Origin of the sequence: Streptomyces sp. NPDC057445 (assembly GCF_042802855.1) — a bacterium.
Classification (GTDB): domain Bacteria; phylum Actinomycetota; class Actinomycetes; order Streptomycetales; family Streptomycetaceae; genus Streptomyces.
This window is the reverse complement of record NZ_JBHVDH010000001.1, coordinates 923899-940582: the sequence shown is the minus strand read 5'-3', so window position 1 is coordinate 940582 and position 16684 is coordinate 923899. Positions and strand designations below refer to the sequence as shown.

General features: G+C 70.4%; 16 protein-coding genes and 1 tRNA gene. 8 read left to right on the top strand and 9 right to left on the bottom strand.

Annotation, left to right across the window (positions count from 1 at the left end):
* Positions 1-13: 13 nt before the first annotated feature.
* Entirely contained in the window at positions 14-601 is a 588-nt protein-coding gene (locus tag ACFU5O_RS04135; RefSeq protein WP_384236024.1) for a lytic polysaccharide monooxygenase, read from the top strand.
* Positions 602-648: 47 nt separating this feature from the next.
* The gene (locus ACFU5O_RS04130) at positions 649-2319 is read left to right on the top strand and encodes an AMP-binding protein (RefSeq protein ID WP_384236023.1); all 1671 of its coding nucleotides are present in this window, start codon (positions 649-651) and stop codon (positions 2317-2319) included.
* A 151-nt stretch (positions 2320-2470) separates the two neighbouring features.
* Here the strand turns inward: ACFU5O_RS04130 and ACFU5O_RS04125 are convergent.
* The 6 genes from ACFU5O_RS04125 to ehuB form a co-directional block, all read right to left on the bottom strand.
* Positions 2471-2544 (bottom strand) — tRNA-Lys (locus ACFU5O_RS04125).
* 114 nt (positions 2545-2658) lie between these two features.
* Positions 2659-3417: an IclR family transcriptional regulator gene (locus ACFU5O_RS04120; protein WP_384236020.1), complete on the bottom strand. Its 759-nt coding sequence runs from the start codon at positions 3415-3417 to the stop codon at positions 2659-2661.
* Positions 3418-3584: 167 nt separating this feature from the next.
* Positions 3585-4340 carry an ectoine/hydroxyectoine ABC transporter ATP-binding protein EhuA gene (gene ehuA, locus ACFU5O_RS04115; RefSeq protein ID WP_384236018.1) on the bottom strand — a complete coding sequence of 252 codons (756 nt, stop codon included), beginning with the start codon at positions 4338-4340 and terminating at the stop codon, positions 3585-3587.
* Complete coding sequence (gene ehuD, locus ACFU5O_RS04110; protein ID WP_384236017.1) at positions 4330-4980, bottom strand: ectoine/hydroxyectoine ABC transporter permease subunit EhuD; 651 nt, start codon at positions 4978-4980, stop codon at positions 4330-4332. Before ehuD ends, ehuA begins: the two co-directional genes overlap by 11 nt.
* Entirely contained in the window at positions 4977-5636 is a 660-nt protein-coding gene (ehuC, locus tag ACFU5O_RS04105) for an ectoine/hydroxyectoine ABC transporter permease subunit EhuC (protein WP_384236015.1), read from the bottom strand. Before ehuC ends, ehuD begins: the two co-directional genes overlap by 4 nt.
* Positions 5633-6517, bottom strand: a complete 885-nt coding sequence (gene ehuB / locus ACFU5O_RS04100; RefSeq protein ID WP_384236013.1) for an ectoine/hydroxyectoine ABC transporter substrate-binding protein EhuB — start codon at positions 6515-6517, stop codon at positions 5633-5635. Before ehuB ends, ehuC begins: the two co-directional genes overlap by 4 nt.
* A gap of 42 nt (positions 6518-6559) precedes the next feature.
* On the opposite strand from ehuB, the gene ACFU5O_RS04095 reads away from it, so the two are divergent.
* Positions 6560-7051 carry a DUF3830 family protein gene (locus ACFU5O_RS04095; protein ID WP_384236011.1) on the top strand — a complete coding sequence of 164 codons (492 nt, stop codon included), beginning with the start codon at positions 6560-6562 and terminating at the stop codon, positions 7049-7051.
* 105 nt (positions 7052-7156) lie between these two features.
* Here the strand turns inward: ACFU5O_RS04095 and ACFU5O_RS04090 are convergent, their stop codons facing one another.
* Positions 7157-8581, bottom strand: coding sequence for an amidase (locus ACFU5O_RS04090; protein ID WP_384236009.1), 1425 nt, complete (start codon positions 8579-8581; stop codon positions 7157-7159).
* Positions 8571-9524 carry a D-2-hydroxyacid dehydrogenase gene (locus ACFU5O_RS04085; protein ID WP_384236007.1) on the bottom strand — a complete coding sequence of 318 codons (954 nt, stop codon included), beginning with the start codon at positions 9522-9524 and terminating at the stop codon, positions 8571-8573. Before ACFU5O_RS04085 ends, ACFU5O_RS04090 begins: the two co-directional genes overlap by 11 nt.
* A 98-nt stretch (positions 9525-9622) precedes the next feature.
* On the opposite strand from ACFU5O_RS04085, the gene ACFU5O_RS04080 reads away from it, so the two are divergent.
* The 5 genes from ACFU5O_RS04080 to ACFU5O_RS04060 all read left to right on the top strand — a co-directional run bounded on the left by ACFU5O_RS04080 (position 9623) and on the right by ACFU5O_RS04060 (position 14727).
* Positions 9623-10459 carry a decarboxylase gene (locus ACFU5O_RS04080; RefSeq protein WP_384236006.1) on the top strand — a complete coding sequence of 279 codons (837 nt, stop codon included), beginning with the start codon at positions 9623-9625 and terminating at the stop codon, positions 10457-10459.
* On the top strand, positions 10456-11238 hold the full coding sequence (locus ACFU5O_RS04075; RefSeq protein WP_384236422.1) for a decarboxylase: 783 nt from the start codon (positions 10456-10458) through the stop codon (positions 11236-11238). Before ACFU5O_RS04080 ends, ACFU5O_RS04075 begins: the two co-directional genes overlap by 4 nt.
* Positions 11239-11317: 79 nt before the next feature.
* Positions 11318-12427 (top strand): LLM class flavin-dependent oxidoreductase, encoded by a 1110-nt coding sequence (locus ACFU5O_RS04070; protein WP_384236004.1) that lies wholly within the window; start codon positions 11318-11320, stop codon positions 12425-12427.
* 248 nt (positions 12428-12675) lie between these two features.
* On the top strand, positions 12676-14367 hold the full coding sequence (locus ACFU5O_RS04065) for a glycosyl hydrolase family 18 protein (RefSeq protein WP_384236002.1): 1692 nt from the start codon (positions 12676-12678) through the stop codon (positions 14365-14367).
* Positions 14368-14406: 39 nt separating this feature from the next.
* Positions 14407-14727: a type II toxin-antitoxin system VapC family toxin gene (locus tag ACFU5O_RS04060; protein WP_384236419.1), complete on the top strand. Its 321-nt coding sequence runs from the start codon at positions 14407-14409 to the stop codon at positions 14725-14727.
* A gap of 19 nt (positions 14728-14746) precedes the next feature.
* Here ACFU5O_RS04060 and ACFU5O_RS04055 read toward each other — a convergent pair whose 3' ends face one another.
* On the bottom strand, positions 14747-16582 hold the full coding sequence (locus ACFU5O_RS04055) for a putative bifunctional diguanylate cyclase/phosphodiesterase (protein ID WP_384236000.1): 1836 nt from the start codon (positions 16580-16582) through the stop codon (positions 14747-14749).
* Positions 16583-16684: the final 102 nt, after the last annotated feature.

Sequence of the window (16684 nt, the reverse complement as noted above, 5' to 3'; positions counted from 1 at the left end):
CAGGAGCGACAGCATGCGAAAGCGAATAGGCGCGGCCCTCGCGGGCCTCGCCGTGGCGGGCACCTCCTTCCTCGCCACCGGCAGCGCCGCCGGTCACGGCTACACCGATTCCCCGATCAGCCGTCAGAAGCTCTGCGCCAACGGCACGGTGACCAACTGCGGTGAGATCCAGTGGGAGCCCCAGAGCGTCGAGGGCCCCAAGGGATTTCCCGCGGCCGGCCCGGCCGACGGAAGGATCTGCGCCGGCGGGAACAGCCGCTTCGCGCAGCTCGACGACCCGCGCGGCGGCGCATGGCCCACAACCAAGGTCTCGTCGGGGCAGAACTACACCTTCACATGGCGGTTCACGGCCGCCCATGCCACGACCGACTTCAAGTACTACATCACCAGGAACGGCTGGAACCCGGGTCAGCCGCTCACCCGCGCGGCCCTCGACCCGCAGCCGTTCCTGACGATCCCCTACAACGGCCAGCGGCCGCCGGCCGCACTCAGTCACTCCGGCAGCCTTCCGGCGAAGTCCGGCCGCCACATGATCCTCGCGGTGTGGACCATCAACGACACCCCGAACGCGTTCTACGCCTGCTCGGACGTTCAGTTCTGACGAGCAGTCAGCTACCGTACGGGGCCATGTCCAGGGCCGGCGGCAGCATGAGCGTTACCACCGTCGCGGAGCTCGTGGCGCGCCAGTGGGGCGACCACCGGGTGGGGCTGCGATACGAGGACCAGGTCCTCAGCCACCATCAGGTCGCCTCCGGCGCCGCCGCGCGGGCCGCGCTGCTTGCGGAGCTGCTGCCCCGGGGTGCAGAGCCGCACCTCGGGCTACTGCTCGACAACATCCCCGAGTTCCCGCTCTGGATCGGGGCGGCGGCCCTTGCCGGGGCCGCCGTCGCGGGCATCAACCCCACCCGCCGGGGCGCCGAACTGGCCCGCGACATCCTGCACACCGACTGCCGGGTGCTGATCACCGAACGCGCGCACCTTCCCCTGCTCGACGGACTCCGACTGCCGGGCGTGCGGGTGCTGGTGACCGGCACGGACGTCTACGCCGGCCTTCTCGCACCGTACGAGGACGCGCGGCCCGACGAGAGCGTCGTCCTGCCGGGCCGCGCGGTGCGGCCCGGCAGCCGGCTGCTGCTCTGCTTCACCTCCGGCTCGACCGGTGCGCCCAAGGCCGCGATCTGCAGCCAGGGGCGGCTGGCCCATGCCGGGGCGTCACTCGTCGGTCACTTCGGCGTGCGCCGGGACGACGTCCACTACATCTGCATGCCGATGTTCCACGGGAACGCCGTGATCGCGGACTGGGCGCCCGCGCTGGCGGCGGGCGCGTCCGTCGCGCTGCGGCGCCGTTTCTCGGCCTCGGGTTTCCTTTCCGACGTGCGTACGTTCGGCGCGACGTACTTCACCTATGTCGGGCGAGCCGTCCAGTACCTGCTCGCCACCCCCGAGCGGGAGGACGACAGGGAGCACCGGCTGCGGATCGGTTTCGGCACGGAGGCCGGGGCGGTGGACGCCGCCCGCTTCGAGGCGCGCTTCGGCGTGCGCCTCGTCGAGGGGTACGGCTCTTCGGAGGGCGGCGCGGCCGTCCAGCGCACTCCCGGCACGCCGCGCGACGCGATCGGGCGGGCCGCGCCGGGGGACGACCTGGCGGTGGTGGACCCGGCGACCGGAAGGGAGTGCGAGGCGGCGCGCTTCTCCGGGGAGGGCCGCCTGCTCAACGGTGACCGGGCGATAGGCGAACTGGTCAACCGCGGCCGCAGTCCCTTCGAGGGCTACTGGCGCAATCCGGAGGCGGCAGCGGCGCGGCTGCGGGGAGGCTGGTACTGGACCGGCGACCTCTTCTTCCGCGACACCGACGGCTTTCTCTACTTCGCAGGCCGGACCGACGACCGGCTCCGTGTCGACAGCGAGAACCTCGCGGCGGCGATGATCGAGAACATCCTTTCGCGCTGGGACCGTGCGGCCGCCGCCGCGGTCTACGCCGCCCCGGACCCGGTCTCCGGCGACCAGGTGATGGCCGCCCTCGCGCTGCGCCCGGGCACCTGTTTCGACCCGGCGGCCTTCGCCGCCTTCCTCGGCGCCCAGCGCGACCTCGGTACGAAGATGGCGCCGCGCTTCGTCCGGCTCGTACCCGGGATTCCGGTCACCGCGACCAACAAGATCCACCGGGTGGCGCTGCGGCGCGAGTCGTTCCGCTGCGCCGACCCGGTCTGGTGGCGCCGGGACGGCGAGCCGGACTACCGCCGGCTGACGGAGGAGGACGTGGAGGGCCTGCTGCGTGAGTACGCGGACCACGGCCGGACCGCGCTGCTCGACCGCTGACGGAGCAGGGGGCGCCGCGCGACCGCACCCGACGCCGGGTGTCGTCGCCGGGTGCCGTCGCCGCGCGACCGCTGCCATGTCCGGATGCCGAGCCGCTCGGTGAACCGGAAGAGGCCCCCTCGCATCGCTGCGAGGGGGCCTCTTCGAGAAGTGCGCCGCCAGGGACTCGAACCCCGGACCCGCTGATTAAGAGTCAGCTGCTCTAACCAACTGAGCTAGCGGCGCGGGTTGCCGATCACGCCGCTCTCGGCGGCTGACGACGGAATTAATACTACCTGGTCCGGAGGGGTGCTCCTGACCACCCGCGCGCGATCATGGTCCGGTGGCTCCGCGATCACCTCAGAGCGCCAGTGACAGCACCACCGGGGCCGCCCTGCGGTTCAGCGTGTCCGCCGCCGCGCGCAGCCGGTGGGCGTGCTCGATCGGCAGCGAGAGGGCCAGGCAGCCCACGGAGGAACCGGCCGTCAGCGGCACCGCCGCGCAGACCGTGCCCACCGCGTATTCCTGCAGGTCGAGCACCGGCACCGTCGGTGGCTGGGCGTCCAGCTTCGAGAAGAGGACCTTCTCGTTGGTGATCGTCCGCGAGGTGAGCCGCGCGATCTTGTGGCGCGAGAGATGATCCCGGCGGCCGTTCTGGTCGAGCTGCGTGAGCAGGCACTTGCCGACGGCGCTGGCGTGCGCCGCGGAGCGGAAGTCCACGTACTCGTTGACCTTGGGAGTGCGTGGGCCGTCGGCGTACTGCGTGATCCTGACCTCTCCGTCGATGTACCGGCTGATGTAGACCGCGGCACCCACGGAGTCGCGCAGCTCGGTGAGGGTGTCCTGCAGCTTGCGCTCCAGGGCCTCCCGCCGCGTGGCGCCGGATCCCAGCAGTACGAGGGAGTCCCCGATCACATACGCGCCGTCCGCGACCTGCTCCACATAGCCCTCGCGTCGCAGCATCAGCAGCATGGAGGCCAGATGCCCGGTGGGCAGCCCGGTCTCACGCGCGATCTGGACGTCGGTGACTCCACCGCTGTGCCTGGAGATCGTCTCCAGTACACGCAGGGCGTATTGCACGGAGTGGAACGGCGCGGTCGGCTCCGGCTTCAGCGCCACGGTTTCCCCCTACCAGGTTGTGACCGCAAGCTTCCGTACCACGATAGCCGCCAAGAACCCTTGGTGGGGCGGCTGTTGGCGAGAAATATCGGGTGCATCGAGGCCATGTCCTGGGGCGAACGACGGTGGCATATGCCAAAGTCAAACTTGAACCGGGGAGTAACAGGTCAGAGCACCGCACCGAGAAACTCGCGAGTACGGTCGTGCTCCGGTTCCGAGAAGATTTTCTCCGGCGGGCCGGACTCGATGACCTTTCCCGCGTCGAACATCAGCACCTCGTCCGAGATGTCGCGGGCGAAGTTCATCTCGTGGGTCACACAGAGCATGGTGATGTCGGTGCTGCGGGCGATGTCTCTGAGCACGTCCAGCACTCCGGCGACCAGCTCGGGATCCAGCGCCGACGTCACCTCGTCCAGCAACAGCACCTGCGGACGCATCGCCAGCGCCCTGGCTATCGCCACCCGCTGCTGCTGACCACCGGACAGCTGCGTCGGCCGGGCGTCGAGCTTGTCGGCCAGACCGACGAGATCCAGCAGCTCCCGGGCGCGCTGCTCGGCCTCGTCCTTGGAAAGGCCGAGCACCCGCACCGGCGCCTCCGTGATGTTGCGCAGCACGCTCATGTTGGGGAACAGGTTGAAGTGCTGGAAGACCATGCCGATCTTCTTGCGCACCTCGCGCCGGTGCTTCTCGTCGGCCGGGAACAGCCGGCCGCCGTTGACGTCGATCGTGCCCTCGTCGGGCCGTTCCAGGGTCATCAGCAGCCGCAGGATGGTCGTCTTGCCGGAGCCGGACGGCCCGATCAGCGTGACGTGCTTGCCCGGGCGCACCGAGAAGCAGAGGTCGTCCAGGACGGTGTTCTCCCCGAAGCGCTTGGTGACGTTCGTGAAGCGGATGAGTTCTTCGGTCTGCGTGTCAGCGGGCAAGGCGGCGCTCCAGGGTCCGTACGAGAAGAGAAGCCGGGTAGGCGATGAGGATGAACGCGATGCCGACGATCGTCAGCGGCTCCGTGTACTGGAAGGTCGCGGCGCTCTCCAGGCGCGACTGCTGGAGCATCTCCAGCACGCTGATCCCGGCGAGCAGCGGTGTGTCCTTGAGCATCGCGATGACGTAGTTGCCCAGCGCGGGCGCGATCCGGCGGACCGCCTGCGGCAGGATCACCGCGTACCAGGTCCGGTGGGCGGGCAGGCTCAGCGCTGTCGCGGCCTCCCACTGCCCGGGCGGTACGGCGTCGATGCCGGCCCGGTAGACCTGCGCGGTGTACGTCGAGTAGTGCAGCCCGATCGCGAGCGTGCCGGTCGTGAGGGCGGAGAACTGCACACCCCACTCGGGCAGCACGAAGAACAGGAAGAAGAGCTGCACCAGCAGCGGGGTGTTCCGGATGAACTCGGTCACGAGCCCTACCGGCCAGCGCAGCGCGCGCACGCCGGAGCGCAGTCCGAACGCCCACACCAGACCGAGCGTGAAGGACAGCAGCGAGCCCAGCACCAGGATCTGAAGCGTGACCAGCACGCCGTCCCAGAAACGCGGCATGAAGTCCGCCACCGCGGACCAGTCCCAGGTCACTTGGCCACCACCCCTATGTTCGCCTTGGTACGGCGCTCCAGCGCCTTCATCGAGCGGGTGATCGCGAAGGCGAGCACGAAGTAGATCACCAGGGTGACGGTGTAGATCTGCGCGGTGTCCTGGGTCGCCAGTCGCACCAGGTACGCGGCGAACGACACATCGCCCACACCGAGGAGCGACACCAGCGCCGTCCCCTTGAGCAGCTCCACCAGCAGATTGCAGAAGGACGGGATCATCTCCGGCACGGCCTGCGGCAGCACGATCAGCCGCATCCGCTGCCAGGGCGTGAAGCTGAGCGCGACGCCCGCTTCGCGCTGCGCCGGGGCCACCGCGTTCAGCGCGCCCCGTACGATCTCGGCTCCGTACGCCCCGTACGAGAGGCCCAGCGCCAGCACCGCGGCCCACATCGGCACCAACTGCCAGCCCAGCAGCGGCGGAAGCACGAAGAACAGCCAGAACATCAGCACCAGCGCCGATGTTCCGCGGAACACCTCGGTGTAGAAGGCCGCGAGGAAGCGGACGACGGGTGAGCGGCGAGTTCTGGCCATGCCTACACCGAACGCGACGGCGGTGGCCAGTACCGCGCTGTAGAGGGTGAGCTGGACGGTGATCCAGATCCCCGGGATCACCCAGTTCTGCCAGAGTCCGGCTGTCATCGGCACAGCTCCTTCGCCGTGAGCTTCGTCATCTCGCTCTCGGTGAAGCCGAACCGGCGCATGATGCGGAAGAGTTCACCGCTCTTCTTCATCTTGTGGATCTCGGTGTTGAAGGCGTCCCGCAGCGTGGTGTCGGTCGGGCGGAAGGCGAAGCCCCCGCCGTCGATCTTCCTCTTGCCGTCCACGACCGCGGCGAACGGCTCGGTCGCCTCGGCCTTGCGGCTCTTGCGCACCACCTCGCGGGCGGTGAGAGCGGTACCCGCGAAGACGTCGACGCGCCCGGACTCGACGGCGTTCAGTCCGGCCACCTGGTCCTGCAGGATGACGATGTCCTTTTCCGGATAGCCGGCGGCCACCGCGTACTCGATCTCCGCATAGCCGGTACCGGTCGCGAACTTCGCTTCGGTCCGTACGACATCCTCGTAATTGCGCAGATTCTTCGGATTGCCTTTGCGCACGATGAAGGCGTCCAGCATCTGGTATTCGGGGTCGGAGAAAATGACCTGTGCGCAGCGCTCCTTGTTGATGTACATCCCGGCCGAGACGACGTCGAACTGCTGTGAATTTAGGCCGGGTATGAGCGACGCGAAATCGGTGGCGACGGGCTGGACCTGCGCGACGCCGAGCCGGTTGAAGACCGCTTTGGCGAGTTCGGGGGCCTCGCCCGTGAACTCGCCCTCGTCGTCGACATAGCCGTACGGCACCTCGCCCGCGATGCCGAGGCGCACGGTGCCCTGGGATCTCAGCCGGGCGAGCGGGTCGCCGGAGGGCACACGGGAGCAGCCCGCCGCCCCGGCGGCGCCGAGCGCGCCCGCGGTGCCGAGCAGCAGGGTGCGCCGTCGTATCGCATGTCTGGTGTGTGGAGCCGTGTGCGGAGCCATGGGCGCGCGGCTACCCGGGCTCAGTCGGGGTATGCGTATCCAATGGCTGATCGCTTCATCGACGTTTCGCTCGCAAAGCGCGGGGTGCACTGCACCGCGCGCCTCCTCGACGACCGTGCGCCCCTGACCTGCCAGGCGGTGTGGGACGCCCTGCCGTTGGGGGGTGACGTGTATCACGCGAAGTACGCCCGCAACGAGATCTACGCACTCTTCCCCGCCTTCGCCGACCGGGAGCCACCGCTGGAGAACCCGACGGTGACTCCCATTCCGGGCGATCTGTGCTACTTCACCTTCAGTGGTACGGAGCTGGGGACGGCGGCGTACGGCTACGACCGTGATCTGTCGCGGCCGGTGACGGTGGATCTCGCTCTCTTCTACGAGCGCAACAACCTGCTGCTCAACGGCGACACGGGATGGGTCCCGGGAATCGTCTGGGGCACCGTGGTGGACGGCCTCGACCGGATGGCAGAGGCCTGCCAGGACCTGTGGCGGGCGGGCGCGTTGGGAGAGACGCTGACGTTCCGCCGCGCGTGAGGCCGGCTGCCCCTCAAGCTGTCCGGCGTTCGAGAGCGGACACCCGGGATGCCGATCCGGTACCGGCAGTGCCCCCGTTCCGGCCGGTGGCCCGCATCGTCCCGCTTACGGGGCCGATGGCCCCGGGATCGTCGCCGCGCCCGACTCGTACAGCGCGTGCGCGGCCCGCAGCACCAGCGCGTCCTGGTGACGGGCGCCGACCAGCTGCACACCGATGGGCAGCCCGTCCTCGTCCACGCCGCACGGCACGGTCGCGGCGGGCTGCTGGGTGAGGTTGAAGGGGTAGGTGAACGGGGTCCATCCCGTCCAGCGGCGGTGCCCGGAGCCGCGCGGCACCTCGGTGCCCGCCTCGAACGCGGTGATCGGCAGGGTCGGCGTGACCAGCAGGTCGTAGGAGCTGTGGAACCGGCCCATCCGCCTGCCCAGCGCCATCCGTACGTCCACGGCCGCCAGATAGTCCAGTGCCGACGCCCGTGCGCCCGCCGCACAGACCTCCCGCAGTCCCGGGTCGAGCAGCTCCCGCTGCTCCGTGCCGAGATGCTGCACCAGCCGCGCCGCACCGCTGAACCACAGGGTGTGGAAGGCCTCCACCGGATCCGCGACGTCCGGGTCGGCCTCCTCGATGTAGGCACCCAGCTCCGCGAGCCGCTCCACGGCCCCGCGGACGGCCGACGAGACGGCGGCCCCGACCGCCACCTGCCCGCCGAGGGACGGCGAGTACGCGATCCGCAGGCCCTTCACACCGTCGGCGCCGTCGGCGAGGGCGGCACTCGTGGCGGGCGCCGGTGGCAGCTGGGACCAGTCCCGCGGGTCGGGACCGCTCAGGACGTCCAGCAGCAGGGCCGCGTCGGCGGCGTCCCGGGCCATCGGCCCGGCGTGCGACAGCGTTCCGAACGGGCTCGCCGGATAGAGCGGAATCCGGCCGTACGTCGGCTTCAGCCCGAAGATCCCGCAGAACGACGCCGGGATACGGACCGAGCCGCCGCCGTCGGTCCCGACCGACAGCGGGGCCGCCCCGAGCGCGACGGCCGCCGCGCTGCCGCCGCTGGACCCGCCCGCCGTCCGCGAGGGGTCGTACGGATTGCGCGTCACCCCGGTGAGCGGGGAGTCCGTGACGCCTTTCCACCCGAACTCGGGCGTCGTGGTCTTCCCGACGAGCACCGCGCCGTGCTCCTTCAGCCGGGCGACGGCCGGGGCGTCCTCGTCCCAGGGGCCGGCGTCGGGACGTACGGTGCGAGAGCCGCGCAGGGTCGGCGCCCCGGCCTGCAGCAGCAGGTCCTTGACCGTCACGGGAACACCGTCGAGCAGACCGAGCGGCTCCCTCCTGCGGCGGCGCTCTGCGGCCGCCTCGGCCCGGGCGACGGCCTGCTCGGCATCGACCCGGACGAACGCGTTCACCGCGGGCTCCACCGCCTCGATCCGCTCCAGGACGGCGCGGGTCGCGTCCACGGGGGAGAAGTCGCCCCGCTCGTAGCCGGCGATGAGTTGACGTGCGGTCAGGGCAGTCAGGTCGTTCGGCTCAGGAGTCATGAGAGGGGACGTACCCACGTTTCTTGTCGACCACGTTCGGCATCGGCTTTCCGGCCGCCCACAGCGCGAACAGTTCGACGAACTGCGCCCCGAGCCGGTCCCGCCAGCCGACCGTGTCGCCGCTCATGTGCGGCGACACGATCAGGCCGGGAACGTCCCACAGCCGGGACCCGGGCTCCAGCGGTTCGTGCGCGAACACATCGAGAGCCGCGCCCGCGATCCGCCGCTCCGTGAGCGCGGTGACCAGTTCGTCCTCGACCACCAGAGCGCCCCGCCCCACATTGACGAAGCGGGCCGACGGCCGCATCAGCCCGAGGCGCCGCGCGTCGAACATGCCGCGCGTCGCGTCCGTCAGCGGTGCCGCGCAGACGACCCAGTCGGCGCGGGGGAGCAACCCGTCCAGCTCCCCGGCGCCGTGCACCCCCTGACGGGCGGTGCGGCCGGTGACGGCGACGACCACCCCGAGCGCCCGCAGTGTGCGCGCGATCGCCAGGCCGATGGGGCCCGCGCCGACGACGACCGCCCGGCTGCCGGCCACCGGCAGCCCCTCGCGGTGCCTCCAGCGCCGCTGCCGCTGGAGCTCCAGCGTGCCCGGGAGGTCCTTCGCCATGGCGAGCACCAGAGCCGCCGTGTACTCGGCGATGGGCTCCTCGAAGATCCCGCGGGCATTGGTCAGCACGGTGTCCGATGCGGCGAACTCGGGGGTGAGCAGCCGGTCGACACCCGCGCTCGGCGTGTGCACCCAGCGTGGCCGCGGACCAGGACCCGGCCAGGCGCGGCGCACCGCGTCGGAGGTGAAGTCCCACACCAGCAGGGCGTCGGCGTGCGGCAGTTCCTCGGCGAGTGAGCGGTCGTCGGTGTAGCGGATGTGTGCCTGACCGGTGAGCGGGCCGAGCCGCGGCGGAGGGTCTGCTTCCAGGACGAGAAGAATCGGGACGGACATCGCGGGGAAACCGTTTCTGAACGTCTGACATGTACGGATTGACCCACGCTCGCACCCGAACCTACCGTCGTCAACAGGACGTCAAAAGGGGGCCTGTGGTGGATGTGTCCCTCGAAGTTTCCTTCCTCGGCGGACCCGCTCCCCAGCGCGGTATCGGCGTGGTCGCACCGTTCGACTTCGCTCTCGACCGCGAGCTGTGGCGGTGGGTGCCCGACGACGTCTCGCTGCGTCTGACGCGGACGCCGTTCGTGCCCGTCGAGGTCTCCCTCGATCTGGCCCGGCTGGTCAGCGAGCACGAGACGCTCGGTGATGCGGTCCGGGCGCTGTCCGTGTCCGAGCCCGAGGTCATCGCGTACGCCTGTACCTCGGGCAGTTTCGTCGGCGGGCTGGCGGGGGAGCGGGCCATGTGCGAGGCCATGACGCGTGCCGGGGAAGTCGCCTCCCTGACGACCTCGGGCGCACTGCTCGAAGCGCTCGAGGAACTCGGCGCCCGGCGGATCGCGCTGGTCACCCCCTACACGGAGTCCGTGACGGGAGCACTGGAGGAGTATCTGGGCGAAGCGGGGGTAGCGGTCACGGGCCGCGCCTTCCTCGGGCTGACCCGGCACATCTGGAAGGTGCCGTACCGGTCCGTGGTGGACATGGCGCGGCAGGCCGTGGTGGGCGCGGCGGACGCGCTCTTCATCAGCTGCACGAATCTGCCGACGTACGACGCGATACCCCAGCTGGAGGCGGAACTGCGCATGCCGGTGATCTCGGCGAACCAGGTCACGATGTGGGCCGCGCTGCGCCGGATCGGGGTCTACGCCGTCGGTCCGTACCAGGCACTGCTGATGGACACCGCAGGGCAGCACGAGGAGCCGCCGCCGGCCCCGGCACCGCCTCCGCCCGCGGCGCCGTCCGCACAGCCCGAGGAACAGGAAGGATGGACATGACGACCGTCGGACTCCTCTATCCGGGGCACTCCGCAGAGGACGACTATCCACGCATCGCGGTCCTGCTGGACAGCGATGTCCGGCTGCCCCTCTTCCACACCGACATAGGGGAGGACGCCCACCGGGAGGACGCGCTGATCGAGATGGGGTCGGCCGCACGGCTGGCGGCCGGGGTCGAGGAGCTGCGGCTGGCGGGCGCCGAGTCGGTGATGTGGGCCTGCACGAGCGGGAGCTTCATCCGCGGCTGGGACGGCGCGCACGAGCAGATCAGGGCGCTGGCGCAGGCGGCCGGGCTCCCGGCGTCGAGCACGTCGTTCGGTTTCGTGCACGCGGCGCGGGCGCTGGGTGTGGAACGGGTCGCGGTCGCGGCCACGTACCCGGACGACGTCACCGCGTGCTTCGGGGAGTTCCTCGAGGCGTCCGGGCTGGAGGTGACCTCGACACGGGCGAGCGGGATCGTCACCGCCGCCGAGGTCGGTACCTGGGAGCGCGAACAGGTTCTGGAACTGGCCAAGGCGGGGGACGACCCGCGGGCGCAGGCGCTGCTGCTGCCGGACACCGCGCTGCACACGGTGGCGCATCTGGCGGAGCTCGAGGCCGTGCTGGGCAAGCCCGTGCTCACGGCGAACCAGGTGACGGTGTGGGAAGGGCTGCGGCTGGCCGATCGCAGGGCCTGGGCGGACGGGCTGGGCAGGCTGTTCGTCCGCCCCGACTGGGACCGGCCCGAGTGGAAGCCCGACGGGGAACGAGACCCGGCCGGGAACGAGGCCCGGGAATAAAGCGGAGACCGCCTCCTGTTAGTGCGCTGGACACGAACGACAGCGCAGGAAGCGCGGGACGACGCAGGAGGGCCACCCCGTGGGGACATCGGACGCGACATCGGACGCAGGGGACCGGATCAGGGGCACGGCGCGCGGAAGCGCCCCCGTACCCCTGTCCGTACTGGACCTGGTGACCGTCGGCAGCGGCCGCACCGCCACCGAGGCCCTCCGCACGAGCGTGGACATCGCCCGGCTCGCGGAACGCCGCGGCTACCACCGCCACTGGGTCGCGGAGCACCACTCCATGCCCGGAGTCGCCTCCTCGTCCCCCGCGGTGATCCTCGCCCATCTCGCCGCCCACACCGAGCGCATCCGGCTCGGCTCGGGCGGTGTGATGCTGCCCAACCACGCCCCGCTGGTGATCGCCGAGCAGTTCGGCACCCTGGAGGCGCTCGCCCCCGGCCGTATCGATCTCGGCCTCGGCCGCGCGCCGGGCACGGACGGCGCCACGGCGGCCGCACTGCGGCGCACCGAGCGGCTCGCCGAGGGCGCCGACGACTTCCCGCAGCAGCTCGCCGAGCTGACCCGCTTCCTGGACGACGACTTCCCGGACGGCCACCCCTACGCCCGCATCCACGCGGTGCCGGGCCCGGTCCAGGCCACCTCGCCCGGTGGTGTCCAGTCCCCGGCGCGTCCGCCCGTCTGGCTCCTCGGTTCATCCGGCTTCAGCGCGCGGCTGGCCGGCATGCTCGGCCTGCCGTTCGCCTTCGCCCACCACTTCTCGGCGCAGAACACGCTCCCTGCGCTCGATCTCTACCGCGACACCTTCCGTCCCTCGGAGGTCCTGGACGCGCCCTACGCCCTGATCGGCGTCTCCGCCCTCGCCTCCGACGAGGCCCGCGAGGCCCGCCGCCAGGTCATGACGGGCGCGCTGTCGATGCTGCGGCTGCGCACCGGCCGTCCGGGTCTGATCCCTACGCCGGAAGAGGCCGAGGCGTACGACTTCAGCCCGCTGGAGCGGGAGTTCGTGGACAACTGGCTCGGCAACGTCGTCCACGGCACGGCGGACGAGGTGCGGACCGGCCTGGACGACCTCCGCAAGCGCACGGGAGCGGACGAGTTGATGATCACGGCCAATGCGCACGGCGGGGAGGCGCGGCTTCGTTCGTACGAGCTGATCGCGGACGCGTACGGTCTGACGGAGTAAAACCTGGATTTCGCCGAGGGAGTGGTTCACCCGTGAACCACCCTCCGGCAACTTCCTCAAGGCAGCCTTAAACCGCTCGTCACCGATGGTGGCGAGCGGTTCTGCTTGTGGGTGCGATGCCTCTGACAAGGCCCTTCTTGCCGAAAATGGTCTAGTCCTCAGTTTGGTTCAGACCATTGACCCGGTGTTCGTGCGGCGGCTATCACTTCTCCAACTCCCCTACCGCGCACCCCTTTCGGAGGCCGTCCGTGCACCCCCGCAGACCCCTGACCGCCGCGCTGACCACCGCGGCACTCGCCGCCGGCGCACTGTTCGCCTTCGCCGGCCTCGGCACGGCCCGTGCGGCCGACACGGCCGCACCCTCGACGGGCGGCGTGAAGATCGCGTACTACGACCAGTGGAGCGTGTACGGCAACGCCTTCTACCCCAAGCACCTCGACACCCGGGGCATCGCGGGCAAGCTGGACATCCTCAACTACTCGTTCGGCAACATCCATCCCACCGACCTGACCTGCTTCGAGGCGAACAAGGCGGCGGGCGACGACAGCAATCCCGACGCGGGTGACGGCGCGGGCGATTCGTACGCCGACTACCAGAGGTCCTTCGGCGCGGCGGACAGCGTGGACGGTGTCGCCGACACCTGGAACCAGCCGATCGTGGGGGTCTTCAACCAGTTCAGGGAACTGAAGGCGAAGTACCCGAAGCTGAAGATCAATATCTCGCTGGGCGGCTGGACGTACTCCAAGTACTTCCACGACGCCGCGAAGACGGACGCGAGCCGGAAGAAGTTCGTGGCGTCGTGCATCAAGCAGTACATCGCCGGCGACCTGCCGGTCGAGGGCGGTTACGGCGGCCCCGGCACCGCGGCCGGGATCTTCGACGGCATCGACATCGACTGGGAGTACCCGGGCTCGTCCGGCGGCCATCTCGGCAACCACTACGGCCCCGAGGACAAGGCCGACTTCACGCTTCTGCTGGGCGAGTTCCGCAAGCAGCTCGACGAGTACGGAGCCGCGCGCGGCGGCAGGAAGTATCTGCTGACCGCGGCCCTCCCGGCCGGCCAGGACAAGATCAAGCACATCGAGACCGACAAGATCGGCACGTACCTCGACTACGCGAACATCATGACCTACGACATGCACGGCGCCTGGGACGGCGACGGGCCGACGTACCACCAGTCCCCGCTCCACTCCGGCGCGGGCGACCCGACCGACCCGATCGCGCCCGGCACCGAGAAGTACTCGATCGACAACGCCATCGACGCATGGATCGACGGCAAGCCGGCGTACGGAATCGCGGGCGGCTTCCCGGCCGGCAAGCTGACGCTCGGCTACGAGTTCTACTACCGCGGCTGGAAGGGTGTCCCGGCGGGCGCGAAGAACGGCCTCGCCCAGTCCGCGACCGGCGCCTCCACCGCGCGCCCGGTCAGCCGGCAGGAGGGGATCGCCCACTACAAGGAGCTCGGCGGCATCGTCGACAACCCGGCCACGACGTTCTGGGACGACGAGGCGAAGGCGGCCTACTTCTACAAGGACGGCGAGTTCTTCACCGGCCTGGACACGCGCGCGATCCGGGCCCGCGCGGACTACGCGCACAGCAGGGGCCTGGCGGGCGCGATGATGTACTCGCTGCTCGGTCTGGACGCCGGCACCACGCTCTTCGACGAGATCGTGAGCGCGGTGGGCGGCTCTCCGACGACCCCGCCGACCACTCCGCCGACGACCCCTCCCACCACGCCTCCGACAACTCCGCCCACCACGCCTCCGACGACGCCCCCGGTGGGCTGCTCCACCGCCGCCTGGGACCGTGCCGCCACCTACACCGGCGGGAACGAGGTCTCCCACAAGGGCCACAAGTGGAAGGCCAAGTGGTGGACCCAGGGCGAAGAGCCCGGCACGACGGGTGAGTGGGGCGTCTGGCAGGACCTCGGCACCTGCTGACCCTCGCCGCCTGGAGCTCCGCCCCCTGATCAGTTCCCCCTGATCACTGCCCCCGCCCGGGATGTCCCGCCCGGCCGGGGGCAGTTCCATGCGAGTGCCGCCACACCGTGGGAGATCGCGATCAAGCAGTCCCTGGGCAGGCTCAGCGGTCCGGACGATCTCGCCGAGCGGGTCAGGGACAGTCAGTTCACGGCACTCCCGATCACTGCGGGGCACGGCGTCCGCGCGGGACGTCTGCCCGCACACCATCGGGACCCTTTCGACCGGCTGCTGGTCGCGCAGGCGCAGATCGAAGGGCTGACGCCGGCGACCCGGGACAAGGGGATCCAGGCCTACGACGTGCAGGTGCTCCCCGTCTGACCCGCCCCCTCGCGACGCGTCACACCGAGAGCGGGCTGACCCCGATCATCCCGTCGATCCGCTCCGGCGCCACCGCGCGCGAGTACAGCCAGCCCTGGCCGGTGTCGCAGCCGATGCGGCGGAGGCGTTCCGCCTGGCCGGCCGTCTCGACGCATTCGGCCGTGACCGTCAGGCCCAGCCGGTGGGCGAGCTGGACCATCGCCTCGACGATCGTCTCGTCGGCCGGGTTCGGGTGGGCGCCGTCGTCGTACCGGAAGCCGCGAACAAACGATCCGTCGAGTTTCAGTACGGATACCGGAAGCCGGCTCAGGTACGCGAGGTTGGAGTATCCCGTTCCGAAATCGTCGATCGCGATCCGCACACCCATGTCGCTCAGCGCCTGAAGCGCCTGGAGCGGGCGGCCCGCCGAGCCCATCACCGCGGACTCGGTGAGCTCGAGCTGTAGCAGATGCGGCGCGAGGTCCGTCTCGGCCAGGATTCCCCCGACGTCCGCGACCAGGTCGGAGTCCCAGACCTGGCGTACGGCGACATTGACGCTGACGAAGATCGGTGCCTCGCCCGGGTGGTCGGTCTGCCACTGCTTGGCCTGCCGGCAGGCGGTCCGCAGGATCCAGCGGCCCAGCTGGACGATCGACCCGTCTTCTTCAGCAATTCCGATGAACCGATTCGGCGCCAGTGTGCCGAACTGAGGATGGTTCCATCGGACCAGCGCCTCGACCCCGCGGACCGCCCCGTCCGACATCCCCACCAGGGGCTGGTACTCGAGTGCGAATTCCCCGCGTTCGACCGCCGGCCGGAGGGTGGACGACAGTGCCTGACGGGTCATCCGGTGCGCGTTGCGCTCCGGGTCGAAGAAGGTCCACCGGGCCTTGCCGTCCGCCTTCGCCCAGTACAGCGTGGTGTCCGCGTCCTGCATCAGACCCGTCGCCGTCGTTCCCTCTGCGGCCCGCTCCACGACTCCGATGGACGCCGAGACCGACAGCCGCTGCCCGGCCAGGTCGAACGGCGCCTGGAGCGCGACGAGCACGGACCGCGCGAGATCGGCGAGTTGCTCCGTGCCGGTGGAGTCCTCGACGAGGACCGCGAACTCGTCACCGCCGAGCCGGGCCACGAGATGCCCGCCGCCGCGCGTGTGGCCGTCGCTGTCCGCGCACTCGGCGAGCCGGGCCGCCACGGCCGCCAGCAGTCGGTCGCCGACGCGATGGCCGAGTGTGTCGTTGACGGCCTTGAAACCGTCGAGGTCGAGGTAGCAGAGCCCGATCCGGCCGGTGCCGCCGTGCTCGTACGACGATGTCTCGAGTGCGTTCGAGAGCCGCTCGAAGAACAGGGTGCGGTTGGGCAGCCGGGTCACGGGGTCGTGCATCTGGAGATGCCGCAGCCGCGCCTGCAGTTCGCGCCGGTCGCTGACGTCCGCGAGGCAGAGGAGGACGCGGCGGCTGTCGGGTACGGGTGCGACCGTGACCTCCGCCCAGAGCGAGCGTCCGTCGGGATGCTTGAGCCGGCGGGTGCAGCGGAAGCGGGAGCGGCTGCCGCGCAGCACCTCGCGGTACGCGTGCCATGTGCGGTCGTCCGACGCCAGGTCGACGAGGTCGGCGGCGGACTGTTCGTGCAGCGCGGCGGGTTCGGTGCCGAGGAAGTGCGCGAGCGCGTCGTTCGCGGAGACGACAAGGCCCTCGTGGTCGACGAGGGCCATGGCGAGCTGGGCGGTGTTGAAGGCGGCGCGGTAGTCGCTGAGTTCGGCGGAGGCGGGGGCGGTGCGCGCGGCCGACGATTCATGACGTTCCGTAACCGGCGCAAGAGTACTCCCGGGCGCCGCGACCGCCGCGGGACTCGGTCCTTCGGTGTTTGCGCTCACCGCTCGCTCCCGCTGTGCGTCGTGTCGTTCAGGTCCGGTCGAGGCCGGAAAGCCGGGAAAGTAGGCCGATCATAGAGGCTGGCCGGGTGGCCGTTCCAGCTT